The following is a 24,127-nucleotide window of genomic DNA, read 5'->3' as shown; positions in this document are numbered from 1 at the left end:
TTTGTGATGGGGATTTTACTAGAATGGCACACAGATAAAAAAAAGATATCAGCTTAAGTAGTTGATAAATAATAAATTATTTGATTTGAAGGTAAATTTGTATTTTTGGCACGCTTTTTTCTATATACTATAGCGTAAGGTGTTATACAAAAAAACAAATAAGTTGAGGAATCAACTTTAATTGCTAGAAAAAGAAAATTAAGTGTTTGTTTTAAAGAAATTTTATTACCGAACGAGGTAATAGGTTAGATCGTTAGTAAGGTGAAGAAGAGAAATCTTCAGGTAAATAGGGAGCTTAGGCTCCCTTTTACTGTTTATAGGAGGTTAAAGTTTTGCTACTTGTTAGTTTCTACAAAATAATTATATTAAATTTGTCTTTAGCCCTTAAATAAAGACGGATAAAATATGAGTCATAAAGTTCTTGTTATAGACGATGATGTACCATTTTGCGAAATGTTGAAAGCCTTTTTGACCAAGAAAGGTTTTGTTGTTATGAACGCCTTTAATTCCTTAGATGCAAAGAAAGCAATAGATGATACTTGTTACGATATTGTATTAACGGATGTAAGACTCCCAGATAGCGATGGAATAGAATTGCTGAAATACATCAAAGAAAAGTGTATCACTTCCCAAGTTATTTTAATGACGGGGTATACTGAAATCAAAACGGCAGTGAATGCCATGAAATTAGGTGCCTTTGATTATGTGGCTAAACCCATTAATCCAGATGAAATTGTTTTAACAATAAAACAAGCGCTAGATAAGAAAAGTAAAGGGGAAGATACGGTGAAACATGAAACGTCAAAATCGACTTCCATCGACTTATCTACAGATGAAACAGCTTTAGAAGAATATGTAAAAGGAGAAAGTAAAGTATCTTCACAATTACAAGAATATATCGAATTGGTAGCACCAACGAATATGTCAGTTTTGATTATTGGGGATAGTGGTACAGGAAAAGAAAATATAGCGCATTCGATTCACTTATTAAGTAAGCGTAGTAAAAAGCCATATATTGCTGTAGATTGTGGTGCAATTCCTAAGGATTTAGCGTCTAGTGAGTTCTTTGGTCATATTAAAGGATCTTTTACAGGGGCTGTTACAGATAAAATAGGGCATTTTGAAGCAGCAAATGGAGGAACTATTTTCTTAGATGAGGTTGGAAATTTATCTTATGAAGTACAAATACAATTGTTACGTGCTTTACAAGAAAGAAAAGTAAAACCCGTTGGTAGTAGTACAGAAATTGATGTGGATATTCGCGTCATTGCTGCAACAAATGAAGATTTACCAAAAGCAGTAAGAGAAGGAGAGTTTAGAGAGGATTTATATCACCGTCTAAACGAATTTGGTATTGTAGCTCCTCGCTTAACAGATAGAGGAAGTGATGTACTTTCTTTCGCTAAGCACTTTTTAAAGCATTCGAATCAAGAATTAGAGAAGGTTGTAAAAGGATTCTCTAGTGAAGTAGAACGTATTTTCTTGACCTATGATTGGCCAGGAAACTTGCGTGAAATGAAAAATATTATCAAACGTTCGGTTTTATTAACGAAAGGTGATTATATCGAAAAAGAGGTATTACCAGATGAAATGTTTGCTCCTAAGCCGATTGTTTCAGATGCTCCAAATGAAGAAGAAAGAGATTTAAAATTGTTCTCTTCGCGCAATGAAGAACAAGCGATACGCACAGCCTTGGAAAAGGTGAAGTTTAATAAAACGAAAGCGGCGCAATTGTTGGGAATTGACAGAAAAACATTATACAATAAAATGAAACTTTATAATATAGAGTTATAAGTAAAAAGGCATCTAAAATTGATTAGATGCCTTTTTTGTAAACAATTTTATGTAGTAAAGTAAAACACTATTTTCGCGTCACTTCTTCAATCAAATAAAAAATAGATTTGAAACTTCGATGACTATGTGCCGTTAAACCAATTTCACAAGTTCGACTAGTAGAAAATCCATCGGAACAAGTAGAGGGGATTTGTTGCGCAATGGTTTGGGTTCCATGTTGATTTAATTCAGGAAATGTAAATCCACGATCGCCCGCAAACCCACAACAGTTACTGTCAATATAGTTTACTTTTTTAGCACATTGTTTAGCAATATCTAGTAATTTTTCTTCTAAACCTAATTTTTTAACAGAACAGACCGGAAAAAGAGTTATTTCTTCTCGCGGATGGGTAATGGATAAATCAGGAAGAACAAAATCTAACATGAATTCAATGGGATCATAAAACTGAAAAGCCCCCGCTGCATGATGGTCGTGGTAGGTATAATGACACGGACTCATATCAAATAAAATAGGATAGGTACCATTTTCAGAAGCGGCTAACAATGCGGCTTCTAGTGCTGTGGACTTTTGTAATCCTTCTTCTTGAAATCCTTTGCTACTAAAGGGCATACCACAACATAGATTAGCGATGTTATCAGGATAAATGACTTCATAACCCGCACGTGCTAATAGCAGAACAGTCAAATCTTTTAAATCTAATTCATCTGAGGTATAATCTTTTGATTTACCCATCGTTCGATTGATACAAGAAGGAAAATAGACTACTTTTCGCTTGTTCTGTTTGTTTTCAACTGTTGGTTTTATTTTTGATTGAGTTCCAGTTGGCATGGCTGGATTCCATTGTGGAATTCGATCATTACTCCAAGCCCTCATTTTAGTTGATAAGCGCAACATATTGCGATTGCCCAAGGTATTTTGGAAGAAACGAACAAATTTTAAGCTGTAACGTCCCAATTGGGTAACGCGATCTAGATGTTCTACGAAATACAGGGCATCTTGATGATTTTTAGCCGTTAGGTTAGACGAACGCCAACTTTTGACATATTGGCCTGTGTCAATCTTAACAGGGCAAGCAATCGCACATAAACCATCTGTAGCACACGTATCATCCACAAAGTATTGTGCTTGCTTATGGAGCTGTTCTAATAAAAGAGGATTTTCTCCCGTTTGCTCTAAGCGCGCAATTTCTCTTCCTATTACAATGCGTTGACGAGGGGATAAGGTCAATCCTTCGGAAACACAATGCGATTCACAAAATCCACATTCAATACATTTATCCACTAGAGGGTGGGTAGCTGGTGTTGCTTTTAGGTTTTCTAAGTGAATCTGTGTATTGGCATTAATCATCACGCCCGGATTAATAACCTGATGCGGGTCAAAAATATGTTTAATGCGAAGCATCAAGGCATACGCTTGTGCACCCCATTCTTTTTCTACAAAAGGAGCCATATTGCGACCTGTGCCATGTTCTGCTTTCAGTGAACCATCAAACTGATGTACGACTAAATCTACAAGCTCGTCCATTAAATTGGCATAGCGTTGAATGGAGGCTGCGGTACTAAAATCTTGCGAGAAAACTAAATGTAAATTACCTTCTAAAGCATGCCCAAATAAAACAGCATCTTCATATTGATGTTTGGCAAAGAGCTGTTGTAAAGCAATACTCGCTTCTGCTAGTTGTTCTAACGGAAAAGCAACATCTTCAATAATACAAGTGGTGCCTGTTGCTCGAAGCGCTCCAGTGGTTGGTAATAAGCCATTGCGCGCTTTCCAATTGAAGGCATATTCTTTCGGATCAGAGGTAAATACAAATGGAGCTAAGGTAGAAAGAGAAGCCATTGCTTGTTGAACTTCGTCTTGTTTTTGTTCTAATTCCTCCTGATTATTTGCTTGTACTTCTACCAGTAACAGACAAGCGGAAGCAGGAAGTGTTTTAAAATAAGCGGGGGCTTGTGGTTCATCTTCAATGGAGCGAATGCTGTTTCGATCTAATAATTCTACCGCAGCCACGGGGCTTTTCTTTAAAAATGGAACAGCTTGACATGCAGTTGTGATAGAATCAAAGACCATTAAGGTACACGCCTTTTTTTTGAAATTAATTACGGTGTTATACGTAATAGTAGAAATAAAAGCAAGCGTTCCTTCTGAACCAATCATTAAGTGTTTGATGATATCAAATGGATCTTGATAATCAATAAATGCATTTAAGCTATAACCTGTTGTGTTTTTAATTTTATACTTGCGTTTGATTCGTTCGTAGAGGATTGAATCTTGTTGTATTTCGCTGTGAATGGCTTGAATTTCGGCTAGTATTTCTGGATGTTTGGCTGCAAATTCTTGTTTGCTATTGGAATCAGCGGTATCTAATACCGTTCCATCATAAAAAACAAGGCGAATATCCGCTAGGGTGTTGTAGGAGTTCTGCGCGGTTCCACAACACATTCCGCTGGCATTGTTTGCTGCGATTCCACCAATCATTGCGGCATTGATTGAACCAGGGTCCGGACCTATTTTGCGTCCATAAGGAGCAAGTAGAATATTGGCTCTTCCTCCAATGATACCTGGTTGAAAAGTAGCACGTAAACCGTTGTCTTCAATGTGATAGCCCTTCCAGTGATGCGTAGCTACCAATAGGATAGAATCCGTTATCGCTTGCCCAGATAAACTCGTGCCCGCAGCACGATAGGTGATGGGCAATTGATGTTGATGCGCTAAGGCAATCACTTGAATCGCCTCTGTTTCATCTTTTACTTCTACCACTATTTGAGGGTTTAAACGATAAAAACTCGCATCCGTGCCGTAAGCAATCGTTTGAATGGGGTCTGTAATAATTTGTTGAGAAGGGAGGAATTGCTCTAGTTCTCGCGCAAAAGAAGCATAGTTTTCCAATAACATAACCGTGTGTTTTATAAGCAGAAAGTTACGATAAAATTGAAAGAGATGTTTTTGACGGAATTAGTTTATATTAAGTTTAAATAGGGGTTAAGGGTTAAGGGTTAAGGGTTAAGGGTTAAGGGTTAAGGGTTAAGTCCCCGCCGCATAACCCATAACTCACATCCCATAACCCATAACTCCTAACCACCTTCTTCCCATTAATAAACAAACTCCAAAGGCACATCAATTTTCTTAGCGATGCGTTCAGCTTGCAAAGCACGTAGTTCTACTCGTTTAATTTTACCGCTAATTGTTTTGGGTAATTCAGTTACAAATTCTATTCTACGCGGCATTTTATATGGAGCGAGATGTTGACGGGAAAATTGAAATAACTCCTGTGCTAGTACTGCATTAGCTTGTTGAATATCTTTGATAATGACAAAAGCTTTAACTTCAAATCCCTTGACTTCATGTGGACTTGCTACAACAGCAGATTCGATTACAGCAGGGTGTTCAAGTAAAACACTCTCTACCTCAAATGGGCCAATGCGGTAATCGGATGCTTTAATTACATCGTCATCGCGACCAATAAACCAGATATAGCCATCCTCATCTTTGTAGGCCTTATCTCCAGTGAAATAAACCCCATTTTTGAATACCTGCTTTTGACGTTCTTTATCATACATGTATTCCTTGAAAATTCCGTTGATCTTTTTTGTATCTGTTTTGACACAGATATTTCCTTCTTCATTCGTAGGGAGCTCTCGTCCCTCATCATCAGCAATGATTATATCATATAAAAAAGTAGGTTTCCCCATGGAACCATATTTCAGTGTTGCATTAGGATAATTGGCAACCATACACGTACTTTCCGTTTGACCAAATCCATCTCTAATATATAGTCCTGTTGCTTCATACCACTCTTCAATAATTTCAGGATTTAAAGGTTCACCTGCAGCTACACATTGGCGCAAGCTAAATTGGTAAGCGGATAAGTCTTCCTGAATAAAGAAGCGGAGCACAGTAGGAGGCGCACAAAGTGTAGTAATTTTGTGCTTTTCAATTAAAGAAAGTGTTTTAGCCGCATTGAAACGCTCTTTCGTGTGATAGGCAAAAATCGTAGCCCCGACATTCCACGGAGCAAATAAACTACTCCACGCAAATTTAGCCCATCCAGGTTGGGAAATATTATAGTGAATATCCTCTTTTTTGAGCCCAATCCAAGCAGCAGTAGTTAGATTTCCGATAGGATAGCTCAATTGAGTATGACATACAATTTTGGGCATGCCTGTAGTTCCAGAAGTAAAAAATAAGAAGAGGTTATCATCAGGTTTGGTTTGAGCTGCTTCGGCTTCAGTATCTTGCTCGTCTAGAACAGATAAAGGATACCACCCCTCGCGATGTCCATCGATAATGATTTTAATCGGAATGTTGAGGTTTGCCGCTTTTTCAGCTTCATCAATTTTTTCCACATTATCCGCATCTGCAAGGATAACTTTAGGCATAATCTTCTCAAAGCGATATTTCAAATCATTTACACCCAGAATACTCGCAGCAGGTGATAAACGATATCCTCCTTTAATTGCTGCAAGATGAGTGACCCAATTGATGCGTTGTAACATCATTTGAGTGAGAATTACATCTTGTTGTTGAATTCCTTTTTGACGAAGGAAATTTAGCAATTGATTGTACCGGTTGTAAAGGGTTTGAAAGGTGTAATGCTCTGTTTTTGTACCATCAGTCCAAAGGAGCGCAGTTTTATCGGGATGCTCTTTGACGTTAATCCCTTCAAATATTTCGGTTACCCAATTAAAATATACAGGTTTCTCTACCTGTAGGTCGTGTAAAGCATTAAAATTCTCTTCGGCAATGAAGTTTCCAATGCTTTTAAATAAATTTTTCATGTTTGGTTGTTTTTTGTGGTAGTATAAGATACACAAAAGGATTGAAAATTAGGACGATGAACGAGTTGATTTTTACTTTTTAGCAGGTGAGGGGGATAAAAAAATAGAAAAGAGTATGTAATTTTAGTAGGGGTAGTTATTTTTTAATTAAAAACAGTAAAAGGATATAAAACAAATAACTATTGAATATAGTCTGTTAAAAAGTAGAAAATACAGTTTTAATTTCTAATAAAACAAAGTATTTATTGCTGTATGTTATGTGGGGTTTTTGTTCATTTTTCAAATAAAATACCCTTATTATGTATTTTTTTAAAATAAAATAACATTTCGTTGCAATATGATTAATAAATTTTCGTTTTCTTTGGTACAAACCAAGAAACTAAATGTTATTATGAAGACATACTCCTTAAATGAAATAAATGATATTCTTAATGGAAGCATAATAGGAACAACAGTAAAACAAATTCACGCAGCGGAACAGTTAGACAAAGCACAAGATGGTCAAATTTCCTTTATCGGAAATAAAAAATATGAACGCCTATGGGCGAATTCCAAAGCGAGTATCGCCATTGTGAATCGTGATATTTCCATTGTACCTGGAGACGATCGAGCGTTTATTAAGGTTGATAATGTCGATTTAGCGATGTCTCAATTACTTGCTTTTTTTGCACCTAAATTACCTCATGTAAAAGAGGGAGTTCACCCAAGAGCCAATGTTGATGCTACTGCACAAATTGGAGAGGGAGCGCAAATTGGAGCAGGATCTTATATTGGAGAGCATGTAATTATTGGAAAAAATGTTGTGGTATATCCTAATGTGACGATTTTAGACCATGCTGTTATTGGAGATAATACCGTTTTATGGTCTGGAGTAATCGTTCGTGAGCGTACTCAAATTGGGCATCATTGTATTATTCATCCAAATGCTGTTTTAGGAGCAGATGGATTTGGTTTTTGCCCTTCTGAAAAAGGGTTGGTTAAAATTCCTCAAATTGGTCATGTGGAGATTGGTAATCATGTGGAGATTGGAGCGAATTCTTGTGTAGATCGCGGTAAGTTTAGTGCAACGATCATTGGAGATGGTTGTAAAATAGATAATTTAGTTCAAATTGGGCATAATTCGGTCCTTGGTAAATGTTGTATCATGGCGGGTAATAGCGGATTAGCAGGGTCTGTAACCTTGGGTAATTTCGTAGTGATTGGCGGAAGTGCTTCAATCAAAGACCACGTTACATTAGGAGATGGTGTTGTAGTAGGAGCAGGATCTGGTGTAACAGGTGACGTAGAAGCAGGAAAAACCGTTTTAGGATATCCAGCTTTAGAAGCTAAAACAACCTTAAAACAATGGGCCTTCTTGAAGCAATTAGTAAAAAGTTACAATACAAAAGGATCATAGGTCGTTTGCATCATTTGATTTTTGTAAAGTGATAAAGACAAAATAGTATAAAAAAAGCCTTGTGAATTCACAAGGCTTTTTTTTATAATTCTTCTCCAGCTTTTTGCTTATTTTCATGAATCATTTTCAAATCTTCTGATTCAATCTTATTTCCTTCTAAGTCATATTTTGTGTCTTTTTCTGGAATAGTAAAAGCCTTTTTATTTGATTTATAAAGTGGGATGAAGTAACTCACAGTATAATTAAAACCAACTCCAATGGCTCCACTATACTTCCTATTATATCCCGGAATATAGAGGTTTTCAAAATCATCAGGTTGTTTTTGAGAAATTAAGCCCGTTAAACGAAGACTGAATCCCATAAAAACATTGTTGAATACTCTCGTTTTTACTCCTGCAACAAATTCTATCCAATGTGCAGATAAACCACTGTATTTTTTATTTACTGGAATCGCAGGATTCTCAAAATAAGGATTGGTTGTATATGGTTTATACCAATCTAAGTTCTGAGAAAAAGTAGAAAAACCATAACGTCCCCCTACGTATATTTGGTCCTCACGATCCAACCAGTTCTCATGGAGGTTGTAATCAACCCCAATACGAAGGTAAGTTCCATTGGTGGTATAACCATAGGTACTCTCCGTTTTATTCAATTTGTCATGACCTAATTCAGCCACGGCAAATAACTTTTTAGTCAATCGATAATCTCCAACAACTTCAAATCCATTGTAGGTTTTATCATACATGGAACGAGTGATTCTAAATAAATCCGCACCTAAGCGTAAACCGTAACGTTGAGGGTATTTTGGTGGCACTTGAGGTGCCATATGTGTCGTCGTTTTTTCTGTGGTTTCTTCCGTTTTCTTTTGGGCTAAACTTACAACTGAAAACAATAGAATTATACCACTAGTAATATACTTTAAAATGGGCGTCATTTTCATTTTCTAAATTGTTTTCGATTTCGTTCGTTTCAGTTCTATAAAGTTTAATCCAATTCCCTTTTGTTACATTGGCTTGGCCATTTAAGAGTGGAGAAGTACCATCTTGAAGTAAAGAAAAAGTAGAAATATAACCACAAGCTTTATTCAAGTAACGCGTGTTCACTCTGTATTTCAAGGAAAGCGTATCGCGAATAATCAGCGTTTCTTTTCCTTTTACTTCTTGAATTTGCAGTACCCAATCAGTTGCTGGCTGATCCAGACGAAGGGGCAATAATAACGTATTCCCCGTACTGCGAATGGTATCTGGAATACCTATTGCATAGGCCTCAACTAAACCATTTTTGGCAACTTCTTGATCTTCATAGTTGAAGAATTGAATTTTATAATTAGGAGTTGTTGGTTCTTCCTTGCCACATATATCATCTTTCTCACAAGCTACAAATGCAAGAGTAGCAAGGCATAGAAAAGAGGCGATAACCATTATTTTTTTCATAAAGGAATAAGTCTAACGAATAGTAATAGCACCAAAAATACTAAAAACAAACCAAACGATTTATATTCTTAAGATTGGTTTTGCAAATAAGTAGGAATAAAATGATTTCATTTAAAGAATCAGAAGACAGCTTCTGATTCTTTAAATGAAATAAGCGGCAACTACACCGAGTAATATGGCTATTAATTTATTGATATTGAATTTGTGGTCTTCGTTACTTTCAAAAATAATAGTAGAGGAGATATGGAATAAAATTCCAACTACAACAGCTGAAATTTCTGCATAGTACGTGCTCAAAATAGGAACATTACTTGAAATTAAAGTACCTAAAGGTGTCATAATGGAAAACAACATCATAAACACAAAAACCATTTTTTTATTCATTTGGGCATTGATGAAAAAAGCCGTTAGAATAATGGCAATCGGTAAATGATGAATTCCAATTCCTAAGGCCAACTCACTGTGTTGACTGATAGGCATTCCTTCAAACAAAGCGTGGATACACAAACTGATAAACAACAACCAAGGGATGCGTTCTAGTTTTTCATGTCCATGAACATGTCCATGTTCAGCACCTTTAGAAAAATATTCTAGGATAATCTGAAACACAATACCTGCCATGATGAAAAATCCAATTCTCCCTGCGCCACTGTGATCATGATCATGTACGTGATCTCCTTCCATAACGAGATGACCAATAGCAGCCTGATAGACATCAGGTAATAAATGAGTCACTGTTATCGTTAGTAAAAAAGAACCACTAAACGCCATCAATAATTTGATGTGTTTTTTGTTCTTGGGTTGAATGAGTAGTGCAATTAAATATCCAATAATTACAGCTAGTAAAGGTACGATATACGCCATCGGCTTATTTAAAGATCATGATTAATCGATCAGATTCGTTTGGATAGAATTTTCTTAATTTATAATCACCAAAAACATCAAGTAAATAAATTTCATTTTCATTCATCATTTGCTCAAAGTCTTCTAAAGTAAAAGCTTTCACACGCTCTGAATAAGCGTGATCTTCTCCATCGGCTTGAAAGCGAATATCTTTGATGATATACCCGTTTTCTACTCTGCGTTCAATGTGAAATTCAATACCATCAACTGTTTTAATCTCAGATGGAACTAAATTAGCAATTACTTTGTTTACATTCATAAAGTCAATTACAGCTAATCCATAATCGGATAAGCTATCATGCATGGCTTTTAATGCTTTGGTGTTATCTTCTGGATTACTAAAATAACCAAAACTTGTGAATAAGTTAAAAATAGCTTCGTATTTATTTTCTAAAGGCTCACGCATATCGTGTACCTCAAAATGAAGCGTGTCATTTTCCGCTACTTTAGCTGCTTCAATACTGTTTGCAGATAAATCTGCGCCTACCACATCATAACCTAAGCTGTTAAGGTAAATGGCGTGACGGCCTTTACCACAGGCTAAATCTAAAACTTTAGAATTTTCGGATAAGTTTAAATAATGGGTAAGGTTATCTATAAAAAGTTGTGCTTCATCATAATCTCTATCCTTATATAAAATGTGATAATAAGGGGTATCAAACCACGATGCATACCAAGCTTTCTTCTGTTCAGACATAGTTTTAATTTAAATCTTTTATTAGCTTGCAAATTTACTTTATTTTTGCACATTTGGATAACGAATACAATTATTCCTTATAGCGATATAAAAAAATGGAAAATTTTAAAATGGTAGCTAAAACGCTTTTCGGTTTAGAAGAGGTTTTAGCGAAAGAACTACAGCTTTTAGGAGCAACGAAAGTGAAGGAAGGAACTCGTATGGTGAGTTTCGAAGGAGATAAAGGATTTTTATACAAAGCGAATTTAGCTTTGCGTACCGCTTTGAAAATCTTAGTTCCAATTAAACAATTTGCTGTTTATAACGAAAGTAATCTTTATAAAGGAATTCAAAGTATTGATTGGAGTAAATATATCGGTGCACATCAGTCGTTTGTGATTGATTCAACCGTGTTTTCGGATCAGTTTAACAACAGTTTATTCGTATCATTAAAAGCAAAAGATGCTATTGTCGATCAGTTTAGAGATAAATTTGACAAGCGTCCGAATGTAGATAAAGATTTCCCAGATTTGCGTATTAATGTGCATATTCAACGTGATTTATGTACGGTTTCACTAGATTCTTCGGGTGCTTCTTTACACCAAAGAGGATATAAAACAGCAACTAATATTGCACCAATTAACGAGGTATTAGCAGCGGGAATGTTGTTGTTATCTGGGTGGGATGGAAGAAGCCACTTCATGGACCCTATGTGTGGTTCAGGAACTTTGTTAATCGAAGCAGCCATGATTGCATGTAATATTCCGGCGAATATCAACCGAAAAGAATTTGCTTTCGAACGTTGGAATGATTGGGATGCAGATCTATTTGAGGTCATTCAAAGTTCACTGCTTAAACGCGTACGCGAATTTCATTATACGATTCAAGGGTATGATAAAGCACCTTCTGCAGTAATGAAAGCCCAAGATAACGCTCGTAATGCAAATTTAGAAGAATACATTAAGATAGAAAACCTAAACTTTTTTGAGACTTCAAAAGAGGTAGAAGGACCTTTACATATGGTGTTTAACCCACCATATGGAGAACGTTTAGATATTAATTTAGAACGTTTTTACCGCGAAATCGGAGATACTTTAAAACAAGGGTATCCAGGAACAGATGCTTGGTTCATTACCGCTAATATTGAAGCTTTAAAATATGTTGGTTTACGCCCTTCAAGAAAAATTAAATTATTTAATGGTAAATTAGAGGCACGTTTAGCTAAATACGAACTCTATGAAGGAAGTAAAAAGGGAAAATATATGAATCAAAATTAAAAAACGATGAGTGTAGGAACTAAAACAATATTGTTTCAATTTGTGAGCTTTGCCGTACTGTTTCTTTTAGCACGAACTGGTTTGGCGTATTTTACCGATTTATCGGGTATATGGCTACCCATTGTTAGTGCTATTGTAGCAACTGTTTTTGCTCCACAATTTAAAGTTTTTAAAACAGATGAAGGAGATAAAATCTGTGTGAAATGGATTTTTCTAAAAGGCGTAAAAGTCTTGAACTAATAAAAAAAAGGAAGCGTAGTGCTTCCTTTTTTTTGTGGGTTGAGAGTTAAGGGGGAAAGAAGAAAAGAGAGAAGATGAGATGATGAGAAGGTGAGACGATGAGGTGGTGTGATGTAAAACCCCGTAGTGGCAAATGGCAATTTGCCAAGTAACTAGATAAAAAGTCTGGGCAAACCTCATAAAAACAGCATTTCTTCATTAATCGATAAATCTTACAACTTCACAAACCTCACAAAAAACAAATCTCACAAAAAACAAATCTCACAAAGCACAAACCTCACAAAAAGCCCCCTCACAAACCCCCTCCCAATTGTTAAAATACTTCTTAACTTAAGTAAAGGAAAATCTACTTAGACTTGTCTACTTTTGTGGTGTAAAAAAAAGGAAATGATACGATTATTTACAGCTGAAGACAGCAAAGAAGTGGTTGAGCTTTGGTATGAAGCTTCGGTGATAGCTCATGATTTTATTGAAGCAAGTTATTGGCAAGAGAAAAAGGCTGATATGGAGCAGATTTATATTCCCAATAGTGAAACTTATGTATATGAAAAGGAGAAACATATTGTGGGTTTTGTATCTTTGATAGAGAATTATATCGCAGCGATATTCGTTGCTCCAAGTGAACAAGGAAAGGGAATAGGGAAGGAATTGATGCAATTTATTAAACAAAAACGTTCGACTCTAGAGCTGGGGGTTTATGTGAAAAATATCAATTCTATTGCCTTTTATGAAAAGGAAGGGTTTGTAGTCGTAGAAGAAAAAATTGATGAATCAACTGGAGAACGAGAAGTTGTGATGGAATATAAATAGAAATGATATCCTTTCACCGAACAGATTTACCTTTAGAAGAAGAATTAAGTGATGTTAGCGTAGCTTTAATTGAGCAAACACTTACACCTATCGTTTTACCTAAAGGTTATCGGCTGTTGGAGGATAAAGAAGGTATAAAGCATGCGTATCTCATTAAAAAAGGCATTGTACGCATCTTTATTACGACAGAGGATAAAGAAATGACATTCGAATTTGCTCGAGAAAAAGATATTTTAAGTACTTCTTTGGGCTATTTTTATCAAGCTCCAAGTTATGAGCGTTTTGAGTTGCTAGAAGATGCAATTCTTTATCAGATTGATCTCGTGGCAATGAAGCAGCTTTTTTATGAATCTATTGAAATATGTAATTGGGCACGACAATTTACAGAACTCAACGCCATCAAAACACAAAAGCAATTGATTGATATGTTAGTCTTAACGCCAGAAGATCGTTATTTGCAGTTAATGAAATATGATAAAACACTCTTTCAACGGGTTCCATTGAAACAGATTGCCTCCTATATTGGTATATCTCCCATTTCATTGAGTAGAATTCGAGCGAGAATAAAATAGAAAAGCGGTTGTACAACCGCTTTTATTATATCATTTGACTAAATTCAATTAAAGATTCGTGAATCTGTTGCATGCCTACCGATGCTTTTTCTGCAATGACTTCAATCTTGTGATGGAAGTGTTTAGTAGAAGCAGGATGCAAATCAATGTAGTAAACTAAAACATCTGGTTTTGCAAAATCAAGCAAGGAAGCTGCAGGATATACTTGCAAGGAAGTTCCAATAATTAAAATCACATCCGCTTCTTCAACATAAGGAATCGCGCGTTCTAATTCTGGAACCATTTCTCCAAACCACACAATATGTGGGCGTAGACCATGGCCGTGTTCATTGTGATCCAACGCGGTTAAGTCAGTGGTCCAAGAATAAACCAGCTGTTCATTTACTTCGCTGCGCACTTTGAGTAATTCACCGTGTAAGTGAATAACATCTTTACTTCCTGCACGTTCGTGTAAATCATCGACATTTTGAGTAATGATAGTGGTTTTAAAGTGTTGTTGCAATTCCGCAATAGCACGATGAGCTGCATTTGGTTCACACGTCAGCAATTGTCGACGTCGATCGTTGTAAAACTTTAAAACCATTTCTTTGTTTTTTGCCCAACCAATAGGAGAAGCAACTTCCATAATATCGTGACCTTCCCATAAGCCATCAGCATCGCGAAAGGTTTTGATTCCACTTTCTGCACTCATTCCCGCTCCTGAAAGCACCACTAAACGTTTTTCCATAATATTCTTACCTTTGCATTTTTGAATAAAACTAAAGATATAATGAATATTTCAAACAAGCTATTTCAAGACGTTGAATACTTAGCTTATTTAGAAACTTTTTTGACAGAGAACCGAGTGGAGCGATTCAAAGAAGTTTTATCGAATCGAACCAACCATATAACGGTTGTAGCAGAAGATGTTTATCAATTGCATAATACTAGTGCTGTTATGCGTAGTTGTGAGGTATTTGGTGTCCAAGGGCTTCACGTCATTGAGCAAAAATTTGGCAAGCGAATTGATAAGCAAATCGCACTTGGAGCAGAGAAATGGGTGGATATTCATCGGTATAATTCTGTACAAGGTAGTATTGATGCAATTAAAGCAAAAGGATATAAAATAGTTGCTACAACGCCACATGGAACTGCACAAAGTTTAGATAAATTTGATTTATCAGAACCAGTAGCTATCTTTTTTGGTACAGAAAAATCGGGATTGTCGCCTGAAATTATTGAACAAGCTGATGACTATATTACAATTCCAATGGTCGGATTTACCGAAAGTTTGAATATCTCAGTTTCTGCCGCTATAATCATTCAAAGTTTATCTACGCGATTAAGAGAATCAGCTATTCCATGGCAATTGTCTGAAGAAGAACTATTGGCAAAACGAATCGATTGGGCTAGAAAATCTATTAAAGATATTGATTTTGTGACTGAACGCTATTTGGAGAATAGTAATAGTGGAGAGGAGTAAACTTAAAATATATACCTAAAAAAAAGGTTCAATCTTATCGATAAGATTGAACCTTTTTTTATAGGATATTTGATATTTCACTACTGTTTATTTCCTCTTTTTCTGATTCGCATATTGATAAATTCCACAACAAGTGAAAAGGCAATAGCAAAGTAGAGGTATCCTTTCGGAACAGCACCCACATCTTGTCCTGCTAATTTCGCGTCAGATAAGTGCATACTTTCTGTAGTAAGCATAAATCCAATTAGAATAAGGAACGATAGGGCTAAGATTTGAATCGAAGGGTTATTGTTGACAAAGGTTCCAACAGGAACAGCAAAAATCATCATAACCGCTACAGAAACAATTACTGCTGCAATCATAATGTACAAAGCACCTTCCAGACCATTGGTCATACCTACAGCAGTAAGGATACTATCTACAGAGAAAATCAAGTCAATCAATAAGATTTGAACGAGAATATTTCCAAATGATTTTGTAGCAATTTGCTTAGCATTAGGCGTAGAACTAACATCTTCTGCTACCTGAACATGGGCAACTTTTTCGTGTATCTCTTTGGTGGACTTGTAAATTAGAAAGATTCCTCCTGCTAATAAAATAAGAGCCTGGCCATTGAAATGAGCACTGAACCAACCCCAATCGACACTAAAGAGTGTTGCTTTCATTTTGATTAGCCACGTGATAGCAAATAGCAAACCTATTCGCATAAACATCGCTAAAAACAAACCGATTTTAGTCGCTTTTTTTCTTTTTTCTTCTGGGAGTTTCCCCGTCACAATGGAAATAAAAATGACGTTGTCAATTCCTAGAACAATTTCTAAGAAGGTTAATGTAATAAACGCTACGATAGCGTCAGCTGTTAAAAAAATTTCCATATAGAGATAGGATTATAGTTCTCCAATTTTTTTAAGGTTTCCGCGCTCTTTTCTCGCGTCACCTACTAAGCCATATTCAAAAACGCAACTATCGCCATCGGTTGTAACAATTTTGATACCCACTGCTTTTTTCTCTGCCATGTTTTTAGGATTTTTCTTTTGTAAAATAAATTCACAATCATTAATCCATCGAATACTTGAGGTGTCAACTCTCCCTTCAAATTCCTCTATTTCATATTCAGCTGTACGAATAAAAGTGGATCTTTTTTCAACACCGTCAATTTCGGTAACAAACTCAAATTTTCCTGTTCGGAAGTTTGCGCAATTGCGCTCTTGTTGATAGCATGAAGCAAACAAGGCAAAGCAGGGTAAAAGATAGAATAGTTTAGTTTTCATAGAATAATTATTTCCCAAATAATGATTTCATAATGGTGTTAATACCTTTAAAAAGTAAAAACATAGAAGATAAACAAATGATACATCCTAATGCAAAGACTGGTATAAAAAACGGATTAGCCTGGTTTTTTAACGAGCTGTGAATTACAATGGGGCCAAGAAACAATAAAGGCAGTGTAATAGCAAGATATTTAACTCCTTTTTGTAATACTTTTCGATTTGTACCTTGAGGTTCCATACTGTTTATAATTTATAATGATCTAGTGCCGAACGGACACTTTTGTATTGATTTAATAGTTGAGTAGCTTCTGCTTTACTCACTTGTAATTCTTCCTGTAGCATAGCAATACCGCGTTGAATTAATTTGGCATTGGTCATTTTCATATCTACCATGCGATTGCCTTTTACCCTTCCCAGTTGAATCATGGTAGAGGTAGAGATCATATTGAGTACCAATTTTTGAGCTGTTCCAGCTTTCATGCGAGAACTGCCTGTGACAAATTCTGGACCTACAATCACTTCGATAGGGTATTGTGCTACTTGACTCAAAGGACTATTGGGATTACACGTGATACACGCCGTTGGAATCTGATGGGCTTGACAAGCTTCTAAAGCTTTGATGACATAGGGTGTTGTTCCAGAAGCTGCTATCCCAACGACGAAATCGTTATCGTTGATTTGATAAGCTTGTAAATCCACCCATCCTTGATTGGGGTTATCTTCTGCATTTTCTACTGCATGGCGAATAGCATGATCACCACCAGCAATTAATCCAATAACTAAATCAGGAGAAACACCATAAGTAGGTGGGCATTCTGAAGCATCTAATATCCCTAATCGACCTGAGGTTCCCGCGCCAAGATAAAATAAACGCCCCCCTTTTTTGAGTTGCTCTACAATTTTATGAACGGCAACTTCTATCTGAGGAATAGCCTTTTCAACAGCTAACGGAACTAGCTGATCCTCTTTGTTGATATTCGTCAATAGCTCCTGAACAGACATTTGCTCTAAATGATCATACGTAGAAGATTGCTCCGTAATTCTGATAAAATCCACTGGTATCGCTTTTTTGGGTTGATACAAAAATACTCAAAATAGTTTAGATTTAATATGGCTGAAAGGGAATTCCATTTTCTATTTTAGCAACGTAATTTTCTGTTTATCAAGCCAAAAAAACGCCAGTAGAAAAATAGACTTTTCTACTGACGTTTGACGTAAATCATTGAAAATTAAAGACAAATATTTTAAAATTCAATTCAATTGTACTACTATACTTGGAGAATCATAGTAGTATATTGAAACTGAAGTACTACTTTTTGTAAACTAACCTTTCGTTTAAGCGGAATGTATCAGTGAATGACGTTCTTTCCGATGCTACAACAGATGAAAATTGTCCATCAACAATTGAAAATGCTCCAATAAATACATGTTGGCTAGGGTCGTTACCACTTCCAGGATTTTCATCTGCGAATTTCCCCATCATATGGTCGGATAAACGAATACTTGTACCTCCAACTATTACATTTACAATATATTTACTACCTGCTTCTGCATTCGTACATTTGCTGTATAAATCAACATAAATGGCATATTCACCATCTTCTAATTGATGAAAATAGATGTTTTCGTTTTTAATACCATCCAATTGACAACCTGGATTGGAATCAATATCTAATTCTGCAATTTCAATCCCTTCTGAATTATATAAATGCTTGTTTCCATAATAGATACGATTGCTATCTTTTTTCACTAAGTGTAAATCCACATCATCTTCTTTATCCCATGATAGTGAAATTTGCAATTCACCAGTACCAGCTGGAATTAATTGGAATTCTCTGTAGTAGACTACTGTTCTTGTACCATCTGTGATGTAGCCAACAATTTGCAATTCAAAAACTTCTAAATCTAGTTTTTGAGATAAGTCTAAAACTACCTCATAACTATAGAGTAGATCTCTTGTTTGATTTTCATTAGTTGTTTTAAATTCATAAAAACCATCATGTCCTTTTAGACCAATTAAAATCGATTGAAGTTCTGCAGTACTTGTAATCGTCATAATAGCTTTTCCTCCGTTGATAACGAAATTATTGACATTAATTTGATTAATAGCATCCTTTTCACCCCCTTGAATAGTTCCTGGCTTGAAAGTAGCTCCTTCAATGTCAAAGAATTTATCCTTTAGGGTATTTGGAACTTCAACTTCCTCAATTTCTGTTGTGTTGGAATCATCACTACTACATGATGCTGTACTAAAAAGTAAAAACCCTGCTAGGGTGCATAATAAAAATTTCTTTTTCATAGCTTTTATTTATTTGATATTAATTAAAACTGTATTTTCTTTTCTTTTTCAGGACAAACATAGATATAATTTTATGTATAAAATAAAATAAATTATTACTTTTTAGTATAAGATAGTTTGTTAATGTGGTTATTGTTTAAAATAAATTTAATAAAAAAGTAAAAAACAGAAATAAATGTAAAAGCTAAGAGTTTTTTGCTAACAGATTGTTTTGTAAAAAGTTAAAAAAAAGTTTTTTTAGATTGTGTTGAAAATGAGGTTGTTTTGAGAAAAATGAGTGAATAGTACAAAAAGGGGCGCATAATTATGCGCCCTTACTATATTGTAATAAAAGTTATTTATCTATTACACTTGATACACAAATGCATTAATATTCATTCCTGCTCCAACAGAAGCAAACAAGAGATAATCCCCTTTTTCGAAACTGTGGTTATCCAATTGTTTATTGACAATCATATCATATAATGTAGGAAGTGTAGCTACGCTGCTATTTCCTAATTTTTGAATATTCATCGGCATAATATGTTCAGGCATGCTTTTGTCGTATAGCTCATAAAAGCGCTTAACGATAGCTTCATCCATTTTCTCATTGGCCTGATGGATGATAATTTTTTTGATTTGATTGATGTCTACACCACTGTCATCCAGACAAGCTTTCATCGCTTTGGGTACTTCTGTCAAGGCAAATTCATAGATTTTACGGCCTAACATCTTAATGTAACGTGTATCCTGTTTTGGTTCTTTTTTATAGGATTCACCAAAGTGAATATAATAAGCTTCATCTGCAGTGAAACTACAGCTTTTTGTTGCGATAATTCCCCCCGGTTCATCCGTTACTTCTAATACTGTAGCACCAGCACCATCTGCGTAAATCATAGAATCCCTATCGTGTAAATCAATCACGCGAGATAACGTTTCTGCACCGATAACCAAACAGTATTTAGCAATACCTAATGACATATAAGCGTAAGCTTGAATGACACCTTGTAACCAACCTGGACATCCAAAAAGCACATCATAAGCAACGCAATTGGGGTTTTGAATTTTGAGGTTGTGCTTCACGCGTGCAGCTAAACTGGGAACGATATCCGATTGATCAGTACCGTATTTCATATCCCCAAAATTATGTGCAAAGATGATATAATCTAATTTTTCAATGTCTATTTGTGCATTTTCAATGGCACGTTGCGCAGCAAGGGTACCAATATCCGTGGTTGTTAAGTTAGAAGTGATATAGCGTCTTTCCTGGATACCTGTAATTTGCTCCAGCTTCTTTGCCACTCTTTCGTTGGAATCTTTCAAAGGTTGACCGTTTTCATCGCGAAAGTCGAACTGATGAAAATCGTTGTTGGTCACAACTTGTGTAGGAATATAACTCCCTGAACCTTTTATTTTAACAGCCATAATTTAACGTTTTTTGAAGTAATTAAGAATAGTATTGTAATTACTCCGAGATTAGATGAATTAGTTTAGATAATTTGTACTACTAAGGTACAGAAACCTCCTGTTTCAAGCACTTAAATAAAAGTGAAATTATACATAATATAGCTTAAATTCAGTTAATGAGAAGGGTATAAGATGTACAACGTTTGATTAGTGATGGTTATTGCTTTCTATTCTTTAATATATTAATCTATAATAAGTGAAAAAGTATTTTTAATTCTTTAATTTAGTGAAAATTAAAAGTTAAAGAGGAGTATGGCAACAAAAAAAGAGCAAGTAGCTTATATTACAGGAGGTACAAAAGGTATAGGAAAAGGAATTGCACAAGCATTACTAGCAGCGGGATATCGAGTGGCTATTTCTGGTCGTTCCTTAGAAGAAGTAGAGCGAATAGCTCGCGAATTGGGAACGACGGATCAAGTTTTAGCCCTTGCTTCTAATGTAACACAATATGAAGATGAAGTACAAGCAGTAGCTAAGATTGTTGAAAAATTTGGGCGCTTAGATGTGGTGATCGCCAATGCAGGCGTAGGTATTTTTGCTTCGATTGAAGAGCTGTCGATTGAAGATTGGAATACCATGATAGACACCAACCTAACAGGAGTTTTTCATACATTGAAAGCGAGTGTCGCTCAATTGAAACAAAATAAAGGATATTACATCAGTGTAGCGAGTTTAGCAGGGATTAATTTCTTCGCCACAGGAAGTGGGTACAATGCAAGTAAATTTGGTGTGGTAGGATTCACACAAGCAGCTATGCTTGATTTGAGAGCACATGATGTAAAAGTAACGACTATTTTACCTGGTTCTGTGACCAGTCATTTTAATAACCATGAACCCAATGAAAAAGACGCATGGAAAATTCAACCAGAAGATATTGGGGAATTAGTGGTCGATTTATTGAAAATGAATCCACGTGCTTTACCAAGTAAGATTGAAATTAGACCTTTAAAAACAAGTTAACCCATATAGAAAAGAATATGCAAGATTTAGGAAAATTTATTTTACGATTAGGAGTAGGGGGATTGATGATTTTTCATGGGATTCACAAAATTATCCACGGACACGATATGATTATTGAACAATTAGCAGCCAAAGGATATCCTACTTGGTTGTGGTTGGGAGTTCCTGTAGGAGAAATTATTGCACCGATCCTTTTAATTGTAGGTGTTTTTACTCGTTTATCCGGTGTATTAATCGCTTTTACTATGGTCATGTCTATGATTTTAGTAAAAGGAGGCGGATCATTTGCCCTTAGTGCTACCACAGGTGGAATCGGAGCAGAACTTAATGTGTTGTATTTAGTAGGAGCATTGGCAATCGCTATGATTGGACCCGGTTCTTATCGTTTATACAAAGGCAAAAAAGGATTGTTTATTTAAGTTGTTTGACTGTTTACGGTTTACTTTAACAGTTAACCGTAAACAGTCAAACAAAACACCTTTTAATTAATTCAGATTTTGTATGTTTAGGACATCAACTAAAACATATAAATTTTGTTTACGCTAAAGAAGAAACTGTATCCCGCATTTTTGTGCGCTATGCTATCATGGGCAAGTATAGCTCAAGAAGTACCTGCAAATTATAATTTTGAAACATTTAAAGACGAAGAACCAATAGGACTTACTAATGAACCAGTAGGGTGGATTATTGAGGGAAATAGTCTTTTTATACCTACTCAAGATCATGAGATTTTCAAAGAAGGAAAATCTTCTTTTGCTTTAGCAATGCATGAAACGGATGAGGTTAATCCTATGTTTTCTGTTTCAAAAATATTGCCAAATTACAGCGGGAAAAAGTTAGTTTTCTCTGGTTATATCAGGACAGTTGGAGATGAAACGTTTCAAGTTACTCCTGTGATACGCATCGATCCCATGTTGGATTTTGTCAAGTTATCTGAATTGATTACAGGAACCAATGAATGGCAAAAATTTGAGATTGCGGTCAATCTTAGACCGGAACAAGCCCAACAAATGGTCATTGCAATCCAAACGGCTGGCTATGGAGTCATGTGGTTGGATGATTTTAAAGTAACCATTGACGGTCAAGATGTTTCAAACGCAAAAGTCGCAGAAATCAATTTTCCAGCAAAACAAGACAAAGCATTTGATCAAGGATCTTCAGTTGTATTTCCAACCTTACAAACCGATCACCTTACAAACCTCGCTTTATTAGGAAGAGTGTGGGGATTCTTAAAATACCATCACCCTGCTATTGCTGTAGGAAAGTATAATTGGGATTATGAACTCTTTCGTCTTTTACCAGAGTACTTAGCAGTTACATCCAAAAAAGAACGCGATGCCTTGCTGTTGAAATGGATAGATCAGTTGGGCATGGTAAAGTTATGTGAAACTTGTGAGGACACCGATAGTGATGCTATTTTAAAGCCGAATTTAGATTGGATGACCACGTATGCACTTTCAGACGAACTTCAGCATAAAATAAAGTACATTTATAAAAATCGAAACCAAGACAGACATTACTATGTCAGTGAAGCTCCTGGTATAGGCAATGCTGTTTTTACCAATGAGGAAACATATGAAAATATGGAATTACCTGATGCAGGTTTTCGCTTAATGGGGTTATATCGCTTTTGGAATGTAATGCAGTATTATATGCCGAATCGCCACTTAACAGATACTGATTGGGAAGATGTTTTGGCTTTGCATATTCGTCCATTTCTTGAAGCTTCAGATCGCTTAGCTTATGAAACAGCTGTCCTGCAGTTGATTGCGGAGGTAAATGATTCTCACACAGATTTATGGCAAGGAAGTAAAGCTTTGAATCAAATGAGAGGAAATCGATATGCCCCATTTCGCGTGGAATTTATTTTAAACCAATTAGTGGTGACAGATATTTACAATCCCGAATTAGTAGCGGATATTAAATTGGAGAAAGGGGACATCATAACCCATATTAATCAAGAGCGTATCGAACAAATTTTAGATCGTATTTCTCCGTATCACCCAGGATCTAATCGCAGCGCTCAACTGAGAGATATTAGTTTGTTTAATATTTTGAGAACGAATGAAGAAGAGGTAGAAATCACCTATGTGGATCGTAATTATAAAGAGCAACACGCCACAATAAAGATGTATCCGAAAAGTGAGCTCAAGTCTTACGGCTGGTTTAAACCCTTGAAAGGGGAACCTAGTTACCGCTTTTTAGAGGATAATATTGGGTATGTTACGCTTGGTAATATTCAAGATGGTGATGTTCAGAAAATTAAAGATACATTCCGAAATACGGAAGGAATTATAATTGATATTCGCAATTATCCATCCGCTTTTGTACCTTTTACTTTAGGGAGCTTCTTTGTTTCAGAAACTAAAGCTTTTGCGAGGTTTTCTAAACCAAATTACAAGAATCCAGGAGAAATTGTATTTGATCGTGTTTTTCAGGTAATTGAACCAGATGGTGAACCCTATCAAGGACAAGTGGTTGTTTTAGTAGATGAACGTACTCAAAGTTCAGCAGAGTATACCGCGATGGCCTTTAAAGTAGGTGATCGAGTAACGTTAGTAGGGAGTCAAACCGCAGGTGCAGATGGAAATGTTTCATCTATTTCATTCCCTGGAGGGCTAGGGACTTATATTTCGGGCTTAGGTGTATATTATCCTGATGGTAAGGAAACGCAACGTATTGGTATTGTACCCAATTTAGATATACTAAAAACGATACACGATGTTCGCAATAATGTAGATACCTTCTTGGAAACAGGAGTGAAGGTGATTAAAGGAACCTTGTAGTAGATGATCGTGCCGGTTTTTTT

Annotated in this window: 23 protein-coding genes; 10 read left to right on the top strand and 13 right to left on the bottom strand. The window is 35.8% G+C overall.

Annotated features, from left to right (window positions below; translation table 11 throughout):
* Nucleotides 1-405 precede the first annotated feature (405 nt).
* On the top strand, nt 406-1,794 hold the full coding sequence (locus ACUTSE_RS12685; RefSeq protein ID WP_445640486.1) for a sigma-54-dependent transcriptional regulator: 1,389 nt from the start codon (nt 406-408) through the stop codon (nt 1,792-1,794).
* A gap of 67 nt (nt 1,795-1,861) precedes the next feature.
* Here ACUTSE_RS12685 and ACUTSE_RS12680 read toward each other — a convergent pair whose 3' ends face one another.
* Complete coding sequence (locus ACUTSE_RS12680) at nt 1,862-4,690, bottom strand: FAD-binding and (Fe-S)-binding domain-containing protein (protein ID WP_445640485.1); 2,829 nt, start codon at nt 4,688-4,690, stop codon at nt 1,862-1,864.
* 197 nt (nt 4,691-4,887) lie between these two features.
* A complete protein-coding gene (locus ACUTSE_RS12675) occupies nt 4,888-6,573 on the bottom strand; it encodes an acyl-CoA synthetase (RefSeq protein WP_445640484.1) in 1,686 nt (561 codons plus the stop codon).
* 391 nt (nt 6,574-6,964) lie between these two features.
* On the opposite strand from ACUTSE_RS12675, the gene lpxD reads away from it, so the two are divergent.
* Nucleotides 6,965-7,969 carry a UDP-3-O-(3-hydroxymyristoyl)glucosamine N-acyltransferase gene (lpxD, locus tag ACUTSE_RS12670; RefSeq protein WP_445640483.1) on the top strand — a complete coding sequence of 335 codons (1,005 nt, stop codon included), beginning with the start codon at nt 6,965-6,967 and terminating at the stop codon, nt 7,967-7,969.
* An 82-nt stretch (nt 7,970-8,051) separates the two neighbouring features.
* Here the strand turns inward: lpxD and ACUTSE_RS12665 are convergent, their stop codons facing one another.
* The 4 genes from ACUTSE_RS12665 to ACUTSE_RS12650 form a co-directional block, all read right to left on the bottom strand.
* Nucleotides 8,052-8,909, bottom strand: coding sequence for a DUF6048 family protein (locus ACUTSE_RS12665; RefSeq protein WP_445640482.1), 858 nt, complete (start codon nt 8,907-8,909; stop codon nt 8,052-8,054).
* On the bottom strand, nt 8,875-9,402 hold the full coding sequence (locus ACUTSE_RS12660; protein ID WP_230847994.1) for a DUF6452 family protein: 528 nt from the start codon (nt 9,400-9,402) through the stop codon (nt 8,875-8,877). The genes ACUTSE_RS12665 and ACUTSE_RS12660 overlap by 35 nt, the downstream gene beginning before the upstream one ends.
* A gap of 141 nt (nt 9,403-9,543) precedes the next feature.
* On the bottom strand, nt 9,544-10,266 hold the full coding sequence (locus ACUTSE_RS12655) for a ZIP family metal transporter (protein ID WP_002985933.1): 723 nt from the start codon (nt 10,264-10,266) through the stop codon (nt 9,544-9,546).
* 4 nt (nt 10,267-10,270) lie between these two features.
* A complete protein-coding gene (locus ACUTSE_RS12650; RefSeq protein WP_115090824.1) occupies nt 10,271-11,002 on the bottom strand; it encodes a class I SAM-dependent DNA methyltransferase in 732 nt (243 codons plus the stop codon).
* 95 nt (nt 11,003-11,097) lie between these two features.
* On the opposite strand from ACUTSE_RS12650, the gene ACUTSE_RS12645 reads away from it, so the two are divergent.
* The 4 genes from ACUTSE_RS12645 (at nt 11,098) to ACUTSE_RS12630 (ending at nt 13,880) form a co-directional block, all read left to right on the top strand.
* The gene (locus ACUTSE_RS12645) at nt 11,098-12,258 is read left to right on the top strand and encodes a THUMP domain-containing class I SAM-dependent RNA methyltransferase (RefSeq protein ID WP_445640481.1); all 1,161 of its coding nucleotides are present in this window, start codon (nt 11,098-11,100) and stop codon (nt 12,256-12,258) included.
* Nucleotides 12,259-12,264: 6 nt separating this feature from the next.
* Nucleotides 12,265-12,498, top strand: a complete 234-nt coding sequence (locus tag ACUTSE_RS12640) for a hypothetical protein (RefSeq protein ID WP_002985927.1) — start codon at nt 12,265-12,267, stop codon at nt 12,496-12,498.
* A 387-nt stretch (nt 12,499-12,885) separates the two neighbouring features.
* On the top strand, nt 12,886-13,308 hold the full coding sequence (locus ACUTSE_RS12635) for an N-acetyltransferase (protein ID WP_445640480.1): 423 nt from the start codon (nt 12,886-12,888) through the stop codon (nt 13,306-13,308).
* A 2-nt stretch (nt 13,309-13,310) separates the two neighbouring features.
* Nucleotides 13,311-13,880: a Crp/Fnr family transcriptional regulator gene (locus ACUTSE_RS12630; protein ID WP_445640479.1), complete on the top strand. Its 570-nt coding sequence runs from the start codon at nt 13,311-13,313 to the stop codon at nt 13,878-13,880.
* Between the two features lie 25 nt (nt 13,881-13,905).
* Here ACUTSE_RS12630 and ACUTSE_RS12625 read toward each other — a convergent pair whose 3' ends face one another.
* Nucleotides 13,906-14,607 (bottom strand): SIR2 family NAD-dependent protein deacylase, encoded by a 702-nt coding sequence (locus ACUTSE_RS12625; protein ID WP_002985921.1) that lies wholly within the window; start codon nt 14,605-14,607, stop codon nt 13,906-13,908.
* 42 nt (nt 14,608-14,649) lie between these two features.
* Between ACUTSE_RS12625 and ACUTSE_RS12620 the strand changes: the two genes are divergently transcribed.
* Entirely contained in the window at nt 14,650-15,342 is a 693-nt protein-coding gene (locus ACUTSE_RS12620; RefSeq protein ID WP_445640478.1) for a TrmH family RNA methyltransferase, read from the top strand.
* 80 nt (nt 15,343-15,422) lie between these two features.
* On the opposite strand, the gene ACUTSE_RS12615 is transcribed toward ACUTSE_RS12620, so the two are convergent.
* From ACUTSE_RS12615 to ACUTSE_RS12590, 6 genes are all read right to left on the bottom strand, one after another.
* On the bottom strand, nt 15,423-16,217 hold the full coding sequence (locus tag ACUTSE_RS12615) for a TerC family protein (RefSeq protein WP_445640477.1): 795 nt from the start codon (nt 16,215-16,217) through the stop codon (nt 15,423-15,425).
* Between the two features lie 12 nt (nt 16,218-16,229).
* Nucleotides 16,230-16,613, bottom strand: coding sequence for a hypothetical protein (locus tag ACUTSE_RS12610; protein ID WP_002985915.1), 384 nt, complete (start codon nt 16,611-16,613; stop codon nt 16,230-16,232).
* A gap of 7 nt (nt 16,614-16,620) precedes the next feature.
* A complete protein-coding gene (locus tag ACUTSE_RS12605) occupies nt 16,621-16,851 on the bottom strand; it encodes a DUF6095 family protein (RefSeq protein WP_002985913.1) in 231 nt (76 codons plus the stop codon).
* 5 nt (nt 16,852-16,856) lie between these two features.
* Entirely contained in the window at nt 16,857-17,669 is an 813-nt protein-coding gene (gene murQ / locus ACUTSE_RS12600) for an N-acetylmuramic acid 6-phosphate etherase (protein ID WP_115091663.1), read from the bottom strand.
* 253 nt (nt 17,670-17,922) lie between these two features.
* Entirely contained in the window at nt 17,923-18,912 is a 990-nt protein-coding gene (locus ACUTSE_RS12595) for a hypothetical protein (protein ID WP_445640476.1), read from the bottom strand.
* Between the two features lie 345 nt (nt 18,913-19,257).
* Entirely contained in the window at nt 19,258-20,316 is a 1,059-nt protein-coding gene (locus tag ACUTSE_RS12590) for a 3-oxoacyl-ACP synthase III family protein (RefSeq protein WP_445640475.1), read from the bottom strand.
* A 294-nt stretch (nt 20,317-20,610) separates the two neighbouring features.
* Between ACUTSE_RS12590 and ACUTSE_RS12585 the strand changes: the two genes are divergently transcribed.
* From ACUTSE_RS12585 to ACUTSE_RS12575, 3 genes are all read left to right on the top strand, one after another.
* Nucleotides 20,611-21,318 carry an SDR family oxidoreductase gene (locus tag ACUTSE_RS12585; protein WP_445640474.1) on the top strand — a complete coding sequence of 236 codons (708 nt, stop codon included), beginning with the start codon at nt 20,611-20,613 and terminating at the stop codon, nt 21,316-21,318.
* 17 nt (nt 21,319-21,335) lie between these two features.
* Nucleotides 21,336-21,737, top strand: a complete 402-nt coding sequence (locus ACUTSE_RS12580; RefSeq protein WP_445640473.1) for a DoxX family protein — start codon at nt 21,336-21,338, stop codon at nt 21,735-21,737.
* A 159-nt stretch (nt 21,738-21,896) separates the two neighbouring features.
* Entirely contained in the window at nt 21,897-24,104 is a 2,208-nt protein-coding gene (locus tag ACUTSE_RS12575; RefSeq protein ID WP_445640472.1) for a S41 family peptidase, read from the top strand.
* Nucleotides 24,105-24,127 lie beyond the last annotated feature (23 nt).

The sequence above is a fragment of the Myroides sp. TSA_177.3 genome, from assembly GCF_052691955.1.
The sequence above is the reverse complement of the archived record's forward strand: the minus strand, read 5'-3'. Positions and strand labels throughout refer to the sequence as shown.